Below are 17909 nucleotides of genomic sequence, written 5' to 3' on the forward strand. Positions count from 1 at the left end.
GGCGGGACCAGCAATTGGGCATCAATTCTGGCTGACCCAACATTGACCCGCCAATCCAGATGCGGACCGGTTGACCGGCCCGATGATCCAACCTTGGCGATCACATCGCCCTGCCGCACGACATCACCGACCTGCACATTCATCTCCGACAGATGTAAAAAGGCCGACACAACGCCAAGTCCGTGGTCGACAAATAATGTCGCACCGGAAAAATACATATCGGGATGCGCCAGCGTCACAATACCATCCGCTGGCGCAATGACGGGCGTGCCTGCCGGCACCGCAATATCTATGCCCCAATGCGGCGCGCGCGGCTCACCATTCAGAATGCGTTGCGATCCGTAAACACCGCTTATCGGACCAATAGCAGGCCAGACAAAGCCGCTTTGCAGGAAATCCTCGGCAAAACGTTCGGTTCGCGCTTCGCGCGCCTGGCGCGAATCATCCTGAATGCGGCTGATGACTTCCGGGTCGGGGGTGACCATTTTGGGTGCCAGCCCGTCAATACGCTGAATATTGAATTCACGATCAGCAATGTCATAACTGAACGACTCAACGCTGCCGTCGGCATGGCGGACACTGACCCGTGCCGGGCCTTCGTAATCACGCGGGAACCCTAAAACGAACCGGCCATCCGATGCGATAGTGTCAATCGCCACATCATCAAGCAACACCTTGGATCCCGCGTCGGTTTGCCCAAAAACAATCCCGCCCTGTACAAACTGGCCTTCATAGGTTGGCTCGGCCGCCTCGGCAGACAATCCAGCCATCAGAAGGCCAGCTGCGGCCAGCATGCCGGAAATGGTCATACGCATCACAAGAGGCTCCCTTGCCTGTCATCGTCCTTGGGACTTGGATTTTTCTTCTTTGCCGGTTTTGGCCTGGCTGGCTTTTCGGCCTTCGCGGTCGTTGGCTCTGAGGATGTCTCTGTGTTGGCAGCATCCCCAGTTCCGCCTGTGTCAGAAGCGGGTTTGACATTGACACCCGCGCCTGCCGTCACCCGTGTCACGCCATCGCCCATTTCAAGATCATATCCCTCACCCGCAATGATATCAGCCGACTTGCCAATCAGATTTCCTGCGCTGTCACGCACCACGGCGAAACCGCGTTTCAGCACATTGCGATAGGAATAACTCTCCAACAGCCGGTCGTAGCGGGCAAGTCCCTCTGCCTCGCGGTTAAGCGTATTGCGAACCGCACCCTGCAAACGCGTGCCAAGATCAATGATCTGTTTGTCGGCCCGGGCAATGTCGCGCTTGGCATCACTTGGTCGCAGGCCCGCAGTTGCCCGATCAAGGCGCGACTGCTGCATCTGCAGGGCGGATTTCATCGCCCCGTCCAGACGAAGCGCCGCATTGTCCAGACGCCCGCGTTTTTCCGAAAGCTGTTCACGCGGGCTAACCAATCGTGCACTCGCCTCGTTCAACCGTGCGCGTGCCTGCTGGGTGACATTTACCGCTGCACGCGGCAACCGATCCGCCCAGTTATCAAGGGTCTGACTGCGTTCCTCGAGCATGCGCTTGGGATCGCCCAAACCACGCGCCAGACTTTCAAGCGCCGTTTTCTTTTCAACACCCAAACGCCGCACGGCTTGGGCCAGACGCAGGCCATCTTCCTCGACCTGACCGATCAGCTCGCCGCGCACCGGCACGGCCTTTTCCGCCGCCCCGGTCGGGGTGGGCGCGCGCAGATCGGACACAAAATCAATCAGGGTGGTATCGGTTTCATGACCGACGGCCGAAATCACCGGAATATCGGACTCGGCCACCGCACGGGCAACGACTTCTTCGTTAAATGACCACAGATCTTCAAGCGATCCACCACCGCGCGCAACAATCAGCACATCCGGGCGCGGGATCTGACCATAAGGCAAAAGATCATTAAAACCGCGCACGGCTTCGGCCACCTGATCGGCTGCCCCCTGGCCTTGCACAAGGACCGGCCACAGCAAAACCCGGCGTGGGAAACGATCGCGCAGGCGATGCATGATATCGCGGATCACAGCACCCGTGGGCGATGTGACAATCCCGATGACATCGGGCAGGAACGGGATCGGCTTTTTGCGTTCGGGCTCAAAAAGCCCCTCGGCGGCCAGTTTCTTTTTGCGTTCTTCCAGAAGCTTTAAAAGCGCGCCTTCGCCCGCGACTTCCATCGTCTCGATGACGATCTGGTATTTCGATCGGCCCGGAAAAGTCGTCAGGCGCCCGGTAACGATGACTTCCATGCCGTCTTCGGGCACAAGGCCAAGCTTGCCCGCCTGCCCGCGCCAGCACACACCATCAAGCACCGCCTTGTCGTCTTTCAGCGCAAGATACATATGCCCACTGGCCGCGCGCTTGAACCCGGAAATTTCGCCGCGCACCCGAACAAAGGAAAAGGCATCCTCCACGGTCCGCTTCAACGCGTTTGACAGGTCGGAAACCGAAAATTCGGGCGCATTTCCTGTTTTCACAGGCGTTTCAGGAACCGGGGCATAAGGGTCGAACAAATCTTGCGTCATCAAGGGTACTTTATGCTAAAAGCCCGCATAATTTGTTAAGCGGGGTGGGTTTGGCACAAGCCTAGTTCATCGCGCATGGACCATCAAGCAATCGGACAAGTCGAAGGATAAAGTCATGAAGGTTCTGGTCGTTGGCGGCGGCGGACGTGAACACGCACTGTGCTGGGCGATTGCGCGCAGCCCGCGCATTTCCAAACTGTGGTGTGCACCGGGCAATGCCGGGATTGCAGACAGCGCCGAATGCGTTGCGATTTCCGATAGCGACATTGAAGGTCTGGTAAATTTTGCCTCGGACAACGCGGTTGATCTGGTCGTTGTTGGCCCCGAAGCCCCGCTGGTTGCAGGCCTTGTTGATGCACTGGATGCCAAAGGCATTAAATCATTCGGCTGTTCCAAGGCAGCCGCTCAGCTTGAAGGCTCCAAGGGCTTCATGAAGGACATGGTGGCAAAGTTCGGTGTGCCGACCGCCGCCTATGGCCGTTTCACCGATCCCAAGGACGCCAAGGCGTTTGTCGAAAAACAGGGCGCACCGATTGTGGTCAAAACCGATGGTCTGGCCGCGGGCAAGGGTGTGACCATTTGTATGACAAATGACGAAGCCTTTGCCGCGATTGAAGAATGCATGGTTGGCGGCAAGTTTGGCGATGCCGGTGCGGAAATCGTGATCGAGGAATTCCTCAAAGGTGAGGAAGCCTCATTTTTTGCTGTTTGTGATGGCGAAAACGTCATTCCGCTGGTCGCAGCCCAGGATCACAAGGCCGTTGGCGAAGGTGATACCGGCCCCAATACGGGCGGCATGGGGGCCTATTCCCCGGCACCGGTCTTTACCGATGCGGTCGAAGCCAAGGTCATGGATCAGATCATCATCCCGACCGTCAAGGGCATGGCCGCAGAAGGCCATCCGTTCAAGGGTGTTTTGTTTGCCGGTCTGATGATTGATGAAGCAGGCAATCCGAAACTGATCGAATACAACATTCGGTTTGGCGACCCGGAATGTCAGGTGCTGATGACGCGTCTGAAATCAGACGTGCTTGATATCCTTGACGGGGCGGCCACCGGCACGCTCGATAAAGTCAAACCCGAATGGCACGATGAAACCGCGATGGTGGTTGTTATGGCGGCGAAGGGCTATCCGGGGTCCTACGAAAAAGGGACCGAGATCAAAAACGTTCCGGCGGCAGACGCCATCGACAAGGTCAAGGTCCTGCATGCCGGCACCAAGATGGATGGCGACAAGCTGGTTGCGACCGGTGGCCGCGTTCTTGGTGTGACCGCACGCGGTGCGACGGTAACCGAAACACAGAAACGCGCCTATGAGGCGGTTGATGCAATTGATTGGGATGGTGGTTTTTGCCGCCGCGATATCGGCTGGCGCGCGGTTGCCCGCGAACAGGGCTAAGCATCAAGCAGCCCCAGATGCTGAAATCAAAAGACCGGGTTACGCAACCTGGTCTTTTTTATGGCCAAAGATTTCTGGTTTCCGGCGTGATAACGGATATGGCAGCGGCCCTGATCATCAATCTCGATATCAGCGGCAACCCCGAAAACATCGCGAAGGTTTTGCGATGTCAAAATCTGTTCGGGCGTACCAAGCGCGATCAGCTTGCCACCATCCATCATCGCAACCCGGTCACAAAACATCGCCGCATGGTTTAGATCATGCAGGGCGGCCACCACGGTGACCGGCAGTGCGCGCACCAGTTCAAGCAGGCCCAGCTGATGATGGATATCAAGATGGTTGGTCGGTTCATCAAGCAACAGGAAATCGGGCTGCTGGGTCAAGGCACGGGCGATGTGAACGCGCTGCTTTTCGCCCCCCGAAAGCGTATGCCACATCCGGTCGGCAAAGGGCCCCATTTCAACACTGGCAAGGGCTTCGCACACGATGGCGTCGTCGTGCCCTGACCATGGTGACAGCAAACTAAGGTACGGCGTTCGACCAAGCGCAACGGCATCACGCACGGTAATACGGTCGATGGTGTCGGCCTGTTGTTCGACAAAGCCGATATGACGGGCAAGGTTGCGCCGACCGATTTTCTTCATCGGCTGATCCCCCAGCAATGCCTGCCCGGTCGAAGGGGCACGAATACCGCCCAGAACCGACATCATGCTGGTTTTGCCCGACCCGTTTGGCCCGATCACGCCAAGAAACTCGCCACGTGTCACGCGAAGCGACACGTCGCTGATGATCTTTTTGAATCCGGCATTCCAGCCGACATTGCGTAATTCGAGGCTCATCGCAACACCCGCCCATGACACAGGATGATCGCAAAGGCCGGTGCCCCGATAAGTGCCGTGATCACCCCGATGGGCAGGACCTGACCATCAAGGATGATGCGCGATACAATATCGGCCGCCACAAGGAACACCGCCCCGATCAGGGCCGATGCCGGCAACAGAAATCCGTGCCGTGTTCCAACAAAGAACCGCGCGGCATGGGGAATAACCAGTCCGACAAAGCCGATGGCCCCGACAATACTGACCATCACCGCGGTCATCGAGGCGGCGATGGCAATCAACACCACATAAACCCGTCGCACCGGCACACCAAGGGATGCTGCCGATTCCACGCCAAAGGTAAAGGCATCAAGCGCACGGGAATACCAAAGGCAGACCAACAAGCCGATAACGGCCACCGGAAGCGCAAGATAGACATCCGGCCACCGCACGCCGCTTAGATTGCCAAGCAACCAAAACATCACCCCACGGGCCTCGTCCGCCGTGGCGGCCTTGGTCACGATAAATGACGTCAATGCGTTAAACAGTTGCGATCCGGCAACCCCGGCCAGAATGATGGCACCTGCTCCGCGCCCGGCCGGAATGGCCAAAAGCGCCACAAACCCGAACGCCACCAACGCGCCGACAAAGGCCCCAAGCGACAGGGAAACCATCCCCGCGCCGAACCCCAGAATGGCGACACTGACCGCACCGGTCGATGCCCCGGCCGAAATGCCCAGTAAGTAGGGATCCGCCAGACTATTGCGCAAAAGCGCCTGCAAAACAGCGCCCGATAGCGCAAGGGATGCGCCGCAGGCCGCCGCCACCATCGCACGCGATATCCGGTAATTCCAGATGATCCCGGCATCAATCGGATCAACGTCATAGCCCGCCTGCCAAAGATGATTGGCAATGGTCTGAAGCACGGTGCCAAGGGGAATGTGTGTTTCCCCCTTGGCTGCCGCCATCGCGATGACGCCAACAAGCAAAACCAAAGCACCAATACTGACACCGGCCCGCACAAGATATGCCCGACCCGCCAGCGATTGCCCGGGTGGCTGAACCGGCTGCTGAACTGGCGATGTTTCAAACATTGAATTCTCCGGGCATATCAGGCGCCTTTGGCAGTGCAGGTCAGTTCGAAGCACTTAGTCGTTCGACGGCTTCGGCAAGTGTTTCAATACCATTGATCAGGCGAATGGTCGGATCCATCGACTGGGCGTCCATCACCACGATATTACCATTGCGCACCGCCTTCATCTGACTTGCGACCGGATCAGTTTTCAGGAAGTCCATCTTGACCTGCCAGTCATCGGCCGGAAAACGCCGACGTCCCATTTTACCAATCACGATGATATCAGGGTTGGCGCGCGCGATGGTTTCCCAGCCAACGGTCGGCCATTCTTCATTGCTGTCAATGATGTTACGAACACCAAGTTTGCCCGCGATATAGCCCGCCGCGCCGTTTTTGCCCGCCACATAGGGATCACTGTTGATTTCGGGGCTGGAAAACCAGAAGACGGCAGAAACATTGTCATGGCCGCTTGCCGTCACACGTTCCAATGAGTTCGCCTGACGTTCCTTCAAGGTGGCAATCAGTTCTTCACCGCGATCTTCGACATCAAAAATCTGCGCCAGATCGGCAATCTCGCGATAAATCAGATCCATGGTGAATCCTTCGTGACGCACCCCGTCACCGCCACCGGCATTGTCCTTGCCCACACAATCGGCAGGTGCTGTGTAGACGGGAATGGACAGTTCGTTGAACTGTTCGGTGGTGCCGACGGTGCCCTTGGGCCCGACATGCCACTGATACTGGGTGGCAACCAGTTGCGGCTTTTGCGCGACAACGGTTTCGAACCCCGGATCATTGTCGGCCAGGCGCGGCACAGATGCGTTGACGTCCTTGAATTCATCCATCACCGGGCCGAACCAGACACCGGTACCCTTGACCTTATCGGCCAGGCCCAGCGAATAAAGAATTTCGGTCGTGCTTTGGCCCAGCGACACCACGCGTTCCGGGGCCGCGTCAAATTGCAGCACAGTCCCGCAGTTCTCGATACTGAGCGGATATTCGGTTGCGGACGCAAATGAAACAGATGAAATAAGACCAGCGGCAAACACCCCGACCGCCAGTACACGTTTATCGTGATTGATCACTTTGACTTCCCTCTTGCTGATGCGCTGATCCGGGACCGTTTTGGATGATCCGGTTTCAACGCACCGTCACGTGTTATGTTATAACATAACACCACTTTTGCTGCTGTCAATGGACCGGCAAAAGTGTCAGGAGAAGACGGAAGATGTCAGGCTTAAAGCTTAGGAAACTGCGCTAAACTGTTGGGCCAAGACACGTACCGACATTCTCCGGGGCACCCCGCCCGGTCCGTCGTCTTCGTGTCGGCAGGTCTCCTGGCTTGCGGGTCAATGCATTTTCCCTGGCCTTCCCGGGTTGATCCCAGTGGCATTGGTCAGAAAAATGCTCTCCGCCTACAGTTGCGGGGGCAGCTTCGGTTAATGAGCCCATATTCGGCCCACCTCGAATTCCCTTTATCCGAAATCGGATACCGACACGTCACGGTTAGATTAAACCAAAAACACGGTCAAGGAAATTGGCAGACCACCAGCGGCATTAACGCTGCGCCTCCATGCATAAATTGCAGTTGATACGACCTTGAATTTGCCATGTTTCATCCCGATTACCTCCACACTGCCGGGTATGCTTTCCCGACAGCTTAAACCACTGGAATGTGATGAACATGACGACTTCTGTTGAACGCAGACGCTTTTTGAAATCCATCGCGGCAGCCGGACTTATCCTGCCGGGAATGTCGATCTATCAGCATGCTTTGGCAGATGTCGAAGGCCTTGATCTGGGTTCAGCACAGCCGTTTGATTTTGCCGGTCTGATTGCACGCGCCAAATCCATGGCCTCATCGGCCTATGAGCCGCCCGTTGCACCAAATCCGGAAATTGTCGGCAAGATCGATTACGACACCCATGGCAAGCTGCATTACAAACGCGATCATTCGCCGTTTTCTGATGGGTCGGGCACCTATCCCCTGACCTTTTTCCATCTGGGTATGTATTTCGCCAAACCGGTGCATATGTATCTTCTGGAAAACGGGCAGGCACGCGAAGTGATCTACAAGCCCGATTACTTTGACATGCCCGAAGACAGCATCGCCCGCCAGTTGCCTGCCAATAGCGGCTTTGCCGGTTTTCGCCTTCACGAAAATCAGGCGCGCGATGACTGGAAAACCCAGGACTGGGCGGCATTTCTTGGTGCATCATATTTCCGCGCCATTGGCGATGAAGGCCAATATGGCCTGTCGGCGCGCGGCATTGCGGTCAATACCGCGACCTCTGTTCCCGAAGAATTCCCCGATTTCCGCCAATTCTTTATCGAACCGGCCAAAAACCCCGAAGACCCGGTGACGGTCTATGCCCTGCTGGATGGCCCCAGCATCACCGGGGCTTATAAATTCCTGCTGTATCGCGGCGAAGGGGTGACGATGGATGTCGAGAAGCATCTGTTTGTCCGCCGTGACATCGAACGCCTTGGCATCGCACCGCTGACCAGCATGTTCTGGTATTCCGAACAGAACAAATCGTTCCGCTTTGACTGGCGCCCGGAAGTGCATGACAGCGACGGGCTGGAGCTTTGGACCGGCGGCGGCGAACGCATCTGGCGACAGCTCAATAACCCGGAAACCATCCGTGCTTCGGCATTTGGTGATAACAACCCGCGTGGTTTTGGCCTGATGCAGCGTGATCGCGATGTGAAGAACTATCTGGATGGTGTGCGTTATCACCGCCGTCCCAGCCTGTGGGTCGAACCGCAAGGCGACTGGCATGACGGCGCGGTTCAGTTGATCGAAATTCCAACCGACGATGAAATCCACGATAACATTGCTGCCTTCTGGGTGCCGAATGGCGAAGCCAAGGCAGGCAACAGCTATCAGTTCAAATACCGGCTTTACTGGCAGGCCCATAACCCGTTCCCGGTCAAGGAACTGGCACGCGCCACCGCAACCCGCATGGGCCGTGGTGGCGAACCGGGCACCAACCGGCCCAAGGACGAAATCAAGTTTTCCGTCGAGTTCGAGGGCGAGGTTCTGGGAACGCTTGCATACGGCGAATTCCCCGAAGTCGTTGTCACATCCTCACGCGGCGAGATTGTCCGCACCAAGATCGAACCGATCATGGATACCCGCATCTGGCGCGCGGCCTTTGATCTTAAGGCGGCGGGCACCGATCCGGTTGACCTGCGCATGTATTTGAAACGCGGTGATAGCCCGCTCAGTGAAACTTGGATGTTCCAGCATTTGCCGGCACTGGGTAATCAGCAACAGGGGTGACCACCCCGCAGGACGACCGGAAACTGGTTCCCGTAAATTAGAACCGGCTGCCGGGTATACTGCCCTGGGACACTGTATTTGCTGGCTGACCCAGGATTGCGGTGATGTCACGCATGGGCGGCGCACCAAACATGCGGGCATATTCGCGACTGAACTGTGATGTGCTTTCGTAGCCAACGGCATAGGCCGCACTTGCCGCATCCTTCATTTCCGCCAGCATGATCTGGCGCGCCGTCGTCAGGCGCAGGCGTTTTTGATACTGAAGCGGGCTCATCGCCGTGACCTGCTTGAAATGATGATGGAAGGAAGACGGGCTCATATTGGCATGTTGCGCCAGCTCATCAACGCGAAGCGGCTTGTCAAAATTGTCTTTCATCAAACGCAGGACGGCCGAGATGCGCTGCATGTTGCTGCCCCCCATCGCAAGGCGCGCAATAAACACCCCCTGCCCGGTGCATAACAGCCGATAATGCACTTCACGCATCAAAAGCGGCAGCATGACCGGTATCTCGTCAGGACGATCAAGCAAATCCACAACGCGCAAAACCGCATCTACCAGTGACTGGGTGGTTTGTTCAACGAACAAGCCCCGTGTACTGTCGCCATCCACGCCAATGTCCAGATCCATGTTGGTGACAAGCTCGCTCAGGATCTGGCCGTCAAGGTCAAGCGACAGACTACGGTATGGCGCGTCTTCACTGGCATTGGTCACATGCCCGACCAGCGGCAAATCAACCGATGCTGCCAAAAGTTGCCCCGGCTCATAACGATAGACTTCCTGACCAAGCGTGACTTCCTTTGTCCCCGAAATAATCAGGCACAGGCAAGGTCTGTAGATCGTAGGCACCTTCAGCGTCGGATTGGTCGCACGATACATCCACACCGGATCAATCGCGGTCCGTACTGCACCATCGACCTCACAGTATTTATCAATCAACTCGCAGAGCCGCTGGTAACTATCCATGCGCAGAATCCTTTATTTCCGGTATGCGCAGTATACATCCCGGAACCCAAGGTAAAAGACCGCAAAGACGGATTTGGAGGAATAGGCAATCGGTTTCGAGTTCTGTGTATTCAGAATTCACCGTTCTGACGACAGGTTATGGGCCATGGCACAAACATACGGAGGATGTCATGTCGAACCCCATCAATCATGTCGAAAACAAAACCGTTATCATCACCGGCGCAAGCAGCGGCATTGGCGAGGCCACTGCACGGCTTCTGGCCGAGCGCGGTGCAAATGTGGTTCTTGCTGCACGTCGCACCGAACGCCTTAACGAGATTGCAGCAGAGATCGAAGCCGCAGGCGGATCCGCAATGACCCGTTCCGTGGATGTCACCGACGCCGATAGTGTTGATGCCCTTGTCTATCATGCCAACAACCTGTTTGGCCGGGTCGACGCAATTTTCAACAATGCCGGTGTGATGCCGCTTGCGCCCATGTCGGAACTCAAAACCGGCGAATGGGACAACATGATCAATGTCAACATTCGCGGCGTTCTGAACGGGATTGCTGCCGTCCTGCCCCTGTTCAGGGAACAAGGTGGCGGCCATGTCATCAACACGGCCTCCATTGGCGCACATGTCGTTGTGCCAAGTGGTGTGGTCTATTGCGCGACCAAATATGCCGTCTGGGCCATTTCCGAAGGCCTGCGTCAGGAAAGCACTGATGTGCGCGTCACGACGATTTCGCCCGGTGTGGTCGAGACAGAGCTGGGTCATGACATCACCGACCCGACCAGCAAGGAACTGCTCACCCAGTTCCGCCAACTCGCCCTTAAGCCGGATGCGATTGCGCGGGCGGTTCTTTATGCACTCGATCAGCCCGCTGATGTCGACATCAACGAGGTGATCGTGCGTCCAACAGCATCGGCATTCTGATGAAAATCAGTTTGTATTCGCTATGTTTTCTAACCTTGCTGGTGGTGTTCGCACCACCAGCGAATGCCCAACAGGACACAGAGATGAACAGCAACGCCCCCCATCCTTATGTCGGCATGTGGGTCACCAGGGACGGTTATGTCCGTCAGGAACTGCGTGCCGACGGCCGCTATGACGAGGCCCGTGGCGAACGCCAGTCGGCCTATCAGGGCGACTATCAGATATCGGGGAACGACATCACCTATCAGGATGACACCGGCTTTACCGCCGATGGCTATTTTGAAAATGATGTCCTGTATCACGGTGGCATGGTGATGTTTCGTGAAACAGCGAAAGACTAATCAACTTTGCAATCGGGCAAAGCAAATCGGGCGGGCACACAAAACCCGCCCGATTTTTGTTTCGTCAGAGACGCTCAAGGGCAATGACGGTATCGATGACTGATCCCCTCTCTCCCTTTGGTCCGGTTGCCATTCTTTCGAAATTATCGACTGCGATCTGACGCCAACAGGTGTGATCAAGTGACAGTGCATCAAGGGCTTCTTGCGGACTTGGAAACACCGTATCTTCTGGCGCCCACGACCATGAAGGCCGTGATCCATGGCTGGTAATGAGGAACAAACCACCCGTTGCGATCATTGCCGCAGCCCGGTTCAGCACCGCTTCGCGGGCAAATTCAACCGGCGACTGCAAGAATTGCGCGGTCACCAGATCATACAAACCGTCTGGCAGGCTTTTGGTCAGGTCATGCGCCTCGAACGTGATCTTGTTTTCGACGTCATGGCGCTCGGCATTGGCGCGCGCATACTCCAAGGCCGTCTCGGAAATATCAACGGCGGTTACTGTCCAGCCCTGCCGCGCGAGCCAGACGGCGTCATCACCCTTGCCGCAGCCAAGTTCAAGCGCGTGACCAACCGGCCTGTCTTTGGCGAAGCGTTCAAGGATAGCAGACGGACGGCCGCTGGTTTGTGGCGATGCCTTTTCGTAGATTTCTTCCCAAAACGTCCTTGGGTCCATTTTCGGATCGATATTCATGTCTTGTCTTCCGGGCTTGTTGCAGAGGCGTGCTCGCGAATCACGTAACATTAAAAGTTACATGATTCGGCAACCCTGTCAATTTCATGTATCTTTGAAAGTTACATATGTTAAAAATGACCAGAAAACCGATAGGCAGACAGGACCATACCCATGCGTCAGGACAACCGCCTTCCGCGGGTTTTACATGCGCTATTACATCTTGATGGCATGAAAGACCCGGCCACATCCGATCAATTGGCCGAGATGCTCAACACCAATGCGGCCGTGGTCCGCCGCACCATGGCAGGCCTGCGTGATCAGGGAATCCTGACGTCAATCAAGGGGCATGGCGGCGGCTGGCAACTGGCAAGACCACTGGACGAAATCACACTGGCCGAGATTTACAAGGCGCTGGGTGCGCCGACTCTTTTTGCCTTGGGCTGCGGGGATGAAGACTCTCAATGTCTGATGGAAAAAGCTGCCAACACCGCGACTGCGCGCGCATTGGAAATGGCATCCCAGACCTTTATACAGGTGCTGTCGTCCGTCACCATGGCCGACCTGGCCGATGATTTTGAGTTGCGCATGAAAGAGCTTGGTTTAACCCCGGAAGACTTTGCCTATGAAGGCACAGGCCAACACTGACCTAGCGCAGCGATCCGAAGAAATCCTTCAAAAGCTTGGCGGCCTCTACCTCGCCGATGCCGCCATAGACTTCCGGGCGGTGATGGCAGCTTGTGCTTTCAAACACGCGCGGGCCGTGATCGACCCCGCCGCCCTTCGGATCATAAGCCCCGAAATAAACCCGGCGCAGACGGGCAAATGAAATGGCGGTTGCGCACATTGGGCAAGGTTCAAGCGTGACATACAGATCGCAATTGGGAAGTCTGGGTTCGCCCTTGGCCCCGGCTGCGGCCCGGATCACGAGGATTTCGGCGTGCGCCGTCGGGTCGTTCATTTCCTCGGTCAGATTTCCGGCACGTGCCAAAACCTCGCCGGTATCGGCATCGACCAGAACGGAACCCACAGGCACTTCGCCCCGGCGCGCAGCTGCGCGGGCTTCTTCAAGCGCCATATCCATATAGCTTTCTGCACTCATGATCTTTCCATCCCGCTTGTGCCATCTGACAAATCACGTTGTTTGTCAGGGCTGTTCTTGTTTTTACTTCGTTTTAGGGCGTTGGGCTCCAGAGTGCTACCACGCAGATAATCGGTCAAGCGATCATCTGTTAACTGTCGTTCGGTGTGCAGGCGCTTCCTGCCTGCATAGAACGCATAGACTATCAGCGTGAATTGCCGTTGCCCTTACGGGGTTACACAGGTAGTTTCCGCCTGAGTTTCCGTCACCAGCATCAAGGCTATTTTGATCATGACCACGCGCAAGCCGATCATTGGTATCACACTCGATTCCGAAGAACCCGGGGGCTATTCCAAATTCCCGTGGTATGCGCTGCGTGAAAACTATGCCGGTGCCGTGACCGAGGCGGGCGGCATTCCGATGCCCCTGCCCCACGAGGTTGAACTGGTTCCCGATCTGCTTGATCTGATTGACGGTCTGGTGGTTACGGGCGGTGCATTTGACGTTGACCCGACCCTGTTTGGTGCGACGGAAACCCATGATACGGTTGTTACCAAGGACCGGCGCACCAAATTTGAATGGGCGATGGCCGAAGGCGCGCTTGAGCGCGACATGCCGGTTCTGGGCATTTGCGGTGGTCAACAGCTTTTGAATGTTATTCTGGGCGGGTCGCTGATCCAGCATATCCCGGACGCGATCGAAAACTGCCTACCGCACGAGCAACCCAATCCGCGCAACGAGCCGGGCCATGATGTGACGGTTGAACCGAATACGCTTCTGGCCAAAATCGTTGGCGATGTGAAAACACTGTCGGTCAATTCCGCCCACCATCAGGCGGCTGAGGGGGTTGGCCCGGATGTGATCATCAATTCCTATGCGCCCGATGGCGTGATCGAGGGGATTGAGCATCCGAAATATCGTTATTGTCTCGGGGTCCAGTGGCATCCCGAATTCCATATCAGTTCGGGCGATGCGAAGATTTTCGACGCCCTGATTTCCGAGGCCCGCAAATGAGCGACAAGAACACCACACCAGACGACAACAAACCCGAACGCATTGCCAAGCGCATTGCGCGATCCGGGGTTTGTTCGCGGCGTGATGCCGAACGCATGATCGCCGAGGGGCTCGTGCGACTGAATGGCAAGAAGCTTGATACCCCGGCGGTCACCGTGACCGACGAAGACGAAATCATTGTCGATGGCAAGCCGTTGCCGGAAAAGGAAAAGCCGCGTCTTTGGCGCCTGTTCAAAAAACGCGGTCTGGTCACCAGCCACCGCGACGAACAGGGCCGCGATACGGTGTTTGAACATCTGCCAAGCTATGTGCCGCGCGTGATTTCGGTCGGGCGACTTGATCTCAACTCCGAAGGGTTGCTGTTGCTGACCAATGACGGCGAGCTTGCCCGTTATCTTGAGCTGCCGGCCACCGGCTGGGCGCGGCGCTATCGCGTGCGCGTGCATGGCCAGATCGACGAGGCAAAGCTTAAACAGCTTGAAGACGGTGTGACAGTCGACGGAATCAATTACGGCTCCATCCACGCCGAGGTCGATGTTCAGAAAGGCACCAATGCCTGGATGACGGTGACGCTCCGCGAAGGCAAGAACCGCGAAATTCGCCGTGTCATGGAACATCTTGGCTGGCCTGTCACGCGCCTGATGCGTGTATCCTATGGCCCGTTCCAGCTTGGCAATCTGGCCCCGGGCGAGTGCGAGGAAGTGACCGGCAAGGTCATGAAAGAACAGCTCGCAGCATTCTTCAAGGGCGACTATTCCAGGGTTTCCGAAAAGAAATCGGTTGCCCGTGGCGGTACATCGCGCCCGAAGGCCCCACGCACCGTGTTTGGCCAACCGGCACAGCGCAAACGCCCGCAAGGTGGCCCGAACGCCGCACCCCAGAATGCAGAAGCCGAAGAACAGCGTGAAACCCGCGAACGCCCGTCTGGCGGTGCTGCACGGAAAGGCCCGCGCATCGGCGCCGCCCCGCGTGCCGGTGGACGTGGCAAACCGGCCACCGGTGGTGGTGGGCGCCAGGAACGTGACATGCGCGAAGAACGCGGATCATCACGCCCGACCAACAAGGGCCGTGGCCGTTACAGTGCCGAGGGCAAAGCAGCCGGTGGACGTGATGGCGGTCGCGACGGCGGTCGTGATGGCGGACGGGGCACTGGTGGCCGCGAAGGTAAACCGGGCTTCATCGAAGGACGCGGTCGAGGAAAGCCAAACGGAAAACCATCGGGAAAACCTGCTGGTCGTTCCGGCGATACCACACATAGTGCGCCCGGCCGCAAGCCGTCCGGCAACCGTCCGCGCGGCAAGAAGGACTAAGCTGAATGCGGATTGTTGGCGGGACACATCGTGGCAGGCTTCTAAACGCACCTGAGGGACGCGACACACGCCCGACCCTTGATCGGGTCCGCGAAGCGCTTTTCAGCATCCTGTCACACGCATCGCGCTGGTATGAGGATGACTTCAACCCGCTGTTTGATGGCGTGATCCTTGATGCCTTTGCCGGGTCCGGTGCGCTTGGGCTTGAAGCCATTTCGCGTGGCGCCGACCAAGCCGTATTCTTTGACAACGATCGCAAGGCGGTTGCGATCATCGAACAGAATATCGACGCCCTTCGCATTGCCGATCAGGCCAGTGCACGGCGTGCCGACGCCACCAAACCACCGCGTGCAAGTCGACCTGCCAGCATGGTGTTTTTGGACCCGCCCTATGGCAAAGACCTGATCGAGCCCAGCATCACAGCCCTTGCCAAGGCCGGGTGGATTGATGGCAACACCCTGATCGTTGCCGAACGCGACCCGCGCGATCCGGAAATCGCGCTTGAAGATTTTTATCTGTGCGACAGTCGCAAATATGGTCGCTGCCGGATTGATATCGGGCGCTTTATCGCCTGATTGCGGCATTGCTGCCGATACCCGGACGATGTGATAGATTTGGACATGCTCAAAACCGGTTGATCGTCATGAAGCCCATGGATGAGACTGCACCAGACAAGGAATTTGGTCGCCTTTTGCGCCAGTGGCGACGCACAAGCGACATCAAGCAATCCCGTCTGGCCGATATTCTGGGCGTGACACAGGCAACCGTATCGCGTTGGGAAAGCGGGGCGCAAAGCCCGGCCTCGCTGCAATATGACCTCATCCATCAAATGATGACGCGCAAGCGCAACTTCCGCCTTGATCACGCGGTCAAACGGCTGGTCATGCACTCGTCACAACGCGTACACCTGATCGAGGATCGTTCACACCGCCTGCTATGTGCATCGCGCCCGCGCGAAAACGAATGGCAACGCGATTGCACGCCCCTGCTTGGCACATCGCTCTGGCGGTTTGCCACACCGGAAATCGCATCGGCGGAGAAAAGCCTGCATGACCTTGGCTGGCACGAAGACCAGACCGATCACCTGACGTTCGAAACGTCCCGCCGGGATGGCGACCCAATGCGCATCATCGATACCTACATCCTGTGGGAACGGTTTTTCCTGTCTGATGGCACGGCTGTGCGCCTGACCACCGGGTTTGATCAGAAGCCCGCGCATATTTAGTCACCCGACCAACGCATATTTAATACGTGGCAATCATTGTGGTAAATCGGGTATCAGTTTTCTGATGCATACGAACACGCCACACTGATCTCCCCCCACGGAACCGACCCATGCCGCCCATCGTCACCGTTATTATTCTTTACGGACTTGGACTGACCGCCTCAATGCAGGTCGGTCTTATCGGTCCGATTGCGCCTGATTTGCGCGCAAGCTTCGGGCTTAGTCAGGCAGAATTCGGGTTGGTGGCCTCCCTGATCACTGCTGCCGGTGCGTTGTGCGCCATTCCCGCCGGTGTGTGGGCCGCCCGGGCGGGTTTGCGAAAATCGCTGGTGCTTGGCTGCGTCATGATGATCACGGGCGCGCTGATCTTTGCCACGGCAAGTGTCAGCAGCCTTTTGTATGTTGGGCGGCTCGTCACCAGCGTCGGATATCTGTTGATCGTTGTTGGCGCGCCAAGCTGGATGGCCGGGTTTCGAAACCCGAAACTGGTCGCCATGGCCATGAGCATCTGGGGCACGTTCATCCCGGTTGGCATTGCACTGGGCAACTGGATCAGTGCCGCCGTTGTCACCTGGATTGACTGGCGGCTTGCGGTTGGTGCCTGCACGCTGCCTGTTTTGATCTTGCTGCCGCTTCTCGCATTGATGGACAAACCAGAAACCGGCAGTGCACGACGATCCCTGCTTCTGGGGGTGATCGGTGTCTTGAAATCGCGCGCAGCTCTTCAGGTCGCAATGACCTTTGCCGCCTTTGCCGGGGGGACCTCAGCGGCCTTGGCCTTTATGCCCGCGATGCTGGCCGACAACCTTGATATCGGTATCGCCCTTTCGGCCGGTATCATCGGCACGACTGCGATTGCCGGCAACGTGGTTGGCAGTGTGGCTGCTGGCGCCTTGCTGGGCCGCAGCATTCCGGGCAGAGCCATTTTGATCGTGTTTCTGCCAATCATGGCCGTTGCCATTTCAACCCTGTTTGTCAGCACATCGGTTCCGTTTAGCATTTCGATGCTGATTGTTTTCAATATCTGTCAGGGTGCTGTTGCAGGAACGTGCTTTGCCCTTTTGCCAAAGATCGCAACAGAAGGTCTTTCCATGCCCGCCCTGCAAGGGATGCTCGCCCAGTTTGCCGAGATATTTGTCGTGATCGTGCCGCCCTTTGCCGGGGCGATGATTGATCGCGACGGCTGGGCCGGTGCAGCCGCAGTTTTGGGCGGTTTTTACTTTGTTGGCTTCCTGATTTCGCTACGCAAGCCGGGTGCATCAGCACCCATTAGACAAAAATCATAATAAAACTATACGATACGATG

General features: G+C 57.0%; 18 protein-coding genes and 1 riboswitch. Of the genes, 10 read left to right on the forward strand and 8 right to left on the reverse strand.

The annotated features are described in order from the left end of the window. Together AUQ43_RS01980 and xseA are read right to left on the reverse strand one after the other, a co-directional pair. The coding region (locus AUQ43_RS01980) for a M23 family metallopeptidase (protein WP_062953964.1) at positions 1-815 on the reverse strand (815 nt) is incomplete at its 3' end. Then, positions 815-2500, reverse strand: a complete 1686-nt coding sequence (gene xseA, locus AUQ43_RS01985; RefSeq protein ID WP_062953965.1) for an exodeoxyribonuclease VII large subunit — start codon at positions 2498-2500, stop codon at positions 815-817. The genes xseA and AUQ43_RS01980, both read right to left, overlap by 1 nt. Before the next feature lie 115 nt (positions 2501-2615). On the opposite strand from xseA, the gene purD reads away from it, so the two are divergent. Further along, the gene (gene purD / locus AUQ43_RS01990) at positions 2616-3899 is read left to right on the forward strand and encodes a phosphoribosylamine--glycine ligase (protein WP_062953966.1); all 1284 of its coding nucleotides are present in this window, start codon (positions 2616-2618) and stop codon (positions 3897-3899) included. Between the two features lie 26 nt (positions 3900-3925). On the opposite strand, the gene AUQ43_RS01995 is transcribed toward purD, so the two are convergent. The 3 genes from AUQ43_RS01995 to AUQ43_RS02005 are packed head-to-tail and all read right to left on the reverse strand — an operon-like array spanning position 3926 to position 6877. After that, a complete protein-coding gene (locus AUQ43_RS01995) occupies positions 3926-4738 on the reverse strand; it encodes an ABC transporter ATP-binding protein (RefSeq protein WP_062953967.1) in 813 nt (270 codons plus the stop codon). Further along, positions 4735-5811, reverse strand: coding sequence for an iron ABC transporter permease (locus AUQ43_RS02000; protein WP_062953968.1), 1077 nt, complete (start codon positions 5809-5811; stop codon positions 4735-4737). The genes AUQ43_RS01995 and AUQ43_RS02000 overlap by 4 nt, the downstream gene beginning before the upstream one ends. Positions 5812-5851: 40 nt before the next feature. Next, positions 5852-6877 (reverse strand): ABC transporter substrate-binding protein, encoded by a 1026-nt coding sequence (locus AUQ43_RS02005; RefSeq protein WP_084271955.1) that lies wholly within the window; start codon positions 6875-6877, stop codon positions 5852-5854. Positions 6878-7101: 224 nt separating this feature from the next. Next, positions 7102-7304: riboswitch (cobalamin riboswitch) on the reverse strand. 172 nt (positions 7305-7476) lie between these two features. Here AUQ43_RS02005 and AUQ43_RS02010 point away from each other — a divergent pair. After that, a complete protein-coding gene (locus tag AUQ43_RS02010; protein ID WP_062953988.1) occupies positions 7477-9078 on the forward strand; it encodes a glucan biosynthesis protein in 1602 nt (533 codons plus the stop codon). Positions 9079-9115: 37 nt separating this feature from the next. Here the strand turns inward: AUQ43_RS02010 and AUQ43_RS02015 are convergent, their stop codons facing one another. After that, positions 9116-10042 carry an AraC family transcriptional regulator gene (locus AUQ43_RS02015; protein ID WP_062953969.1) on the reverse strand — a complete coding sequence of 309 codons (927 nt, stop codon included), beginning with the start codon at positions 10040-10042 and terminating at the stop codon, positions 9116-9118. 182 nt (positions 10043-10224) lie between these two features. Here AUQ43_RS02015 and AUQ43_RS02020 point away from each other — a divergent pair, with 182 nt between their 5' ends. Continuing rightward, entirely contained in the window at positions 10225-10959 is a 735-nt protein-coding gene (locus AUQ43_RS02020; protein ID WP_062953989.1) for an SDR family oxidoreductase, read from the forward strand. An 83-nt stretch (positions 10960-11042) separates the two neighbouring features. Then, entirely contained in the window at positions 11043-11300 is a 258-nt protein-coding gene (locus AUQ43_RS02025) for an Atu4866 domain-containing protein (protein ID WP_232310556.1), read from the forward strand. A 64-nt stretch (positions 11301-11364) separates the two neighbouring features. Here the strand turns inward: AUQ43_RS02025 and AUQ43_RS02030 are convergent, their stop codons facing one another. Next, positions 11365-11994 carry a cyclopropane-fatty-acyl-phospholipid synthase family protein gene (locus AUQ43_RS02030; protein ID WP_084271958.1) on the reverse strand — a complete coding sequence of 210 codons (630 nt, stop codon included), beginning with the start codon at positions 11992-11994 and terminating at the stop codon, positions 11365-11367. 153 nt (positions 11995-12147) lie between these two features. On the opposite strand from AUQ43_RS02030, the gene AUQ43_RS02035 reads away from it, so the two are divergent. Continuing rightward, positions 12148-12621: an Rrf2 family transcriptional regulator gene (locus AUQ43_RS02035; protein ID WP_062953970.1), complete on the forward strand. Its 474-nt coding sequence runs from the start codon at positions 12148-12150 to the stop codon at positions 12619-12621. Between the two features lies 1 nt (position 12622). On the opposite strand, the gene AUQ43_RS02040 is transcribed toward AUQ43_RS02035, so the two are convergent. After that, a complete protein-coding gene (locus AUQ43_RS02040) occupies positions 12623-13075 on the reverse strand; it encodes a nucleoside deaminase (RefSeq protein ID WP_062953971.1) in 453 nt (150 codons plus the stop codon). 270 nt (positions 13076-13345) lie between these two features. On the opposite strand from AUQ43_RS02040, the gene AUQ43_RS02045 reads away from it, so the two are divergent. The 5 genes from AUQ43_RS02045 to AUQ43_RS02065 all read left to right on the forward strand — a co-directional run bounded on the left by AUQ43_RS02045 (position 13346) and on the right by AUQ43_RS02065 (position 17889). Continuing rightward, positions 13346-14068 (forward strand): gamma-glutamyl-gamma-aminobutyrate hydrolase family protein, encoded by a 723-nt coding sequence (locus tag AUQ43_RS02045; RefSeq protein ID WP_062953972.1) that lies wholly within the window; start codon positions 13346-13348, stop codon positions 14066-14068. Beyond that, entirely contained in the window at positions 14065-15378 is a 1314-nt protein-coding gene (locus AUQ43_RS20655) for a pseudouridine synthase (RefSeq protein WP_062953973.1), read from the forward strand. Before AUQ43_RS02045 ends, AUQ43_RS20655 begins: the two co-directional genes overlap by 4 nt. A gap of 5 nt (positions 15379-15383) precedes the next feature. Continuing rightward, a complete protein-coding gene (rsmD, locus tag AUQ43_RS02055; protein ID WP_062953974.1) occupies positions 15384-15953 on the forward strand; it encodes a 16S rRNA (guanine(966)-N(2))-methyltransferase RsmD in 570 nt (189 codons plus the stop codon). 68 nt (positions 15954-16021) lie between these two features. Continuing rightward, complete coding sequence (locus AUQ43_RS02060) at positions 16022-16603, forward strand: helix-turn-helix domain-containing protein (RefSeq protein ID WP_062953975.1); 582 nt, start codon at positions 16022-16024, stop codon at positions 16601-16603. 110 nt (positions 16604-16713) lie between these two features. After that, positions 16714-17889: a CynX/NimT family MFS transporter gene (locus AUQ43_RS02065; protein ID WP_062953976.1), complete on the forward strand. Its 1176-nt coding sequence runs from the start codon at positions 16714-16716 to the stop codon at positions 17887-17889. Positions 17890-17909: the final 20 nt, after the last annotated feature.

It is taken from the genome of Thalassospira sp. MCCC 1A01148 (assembly GCF_001613795.1).
GTDB lineage: Bacteria > Pseudomonadota > Alphaproteobacteria > Rhodospirillales > Thalassospiraceae > Thalassospira.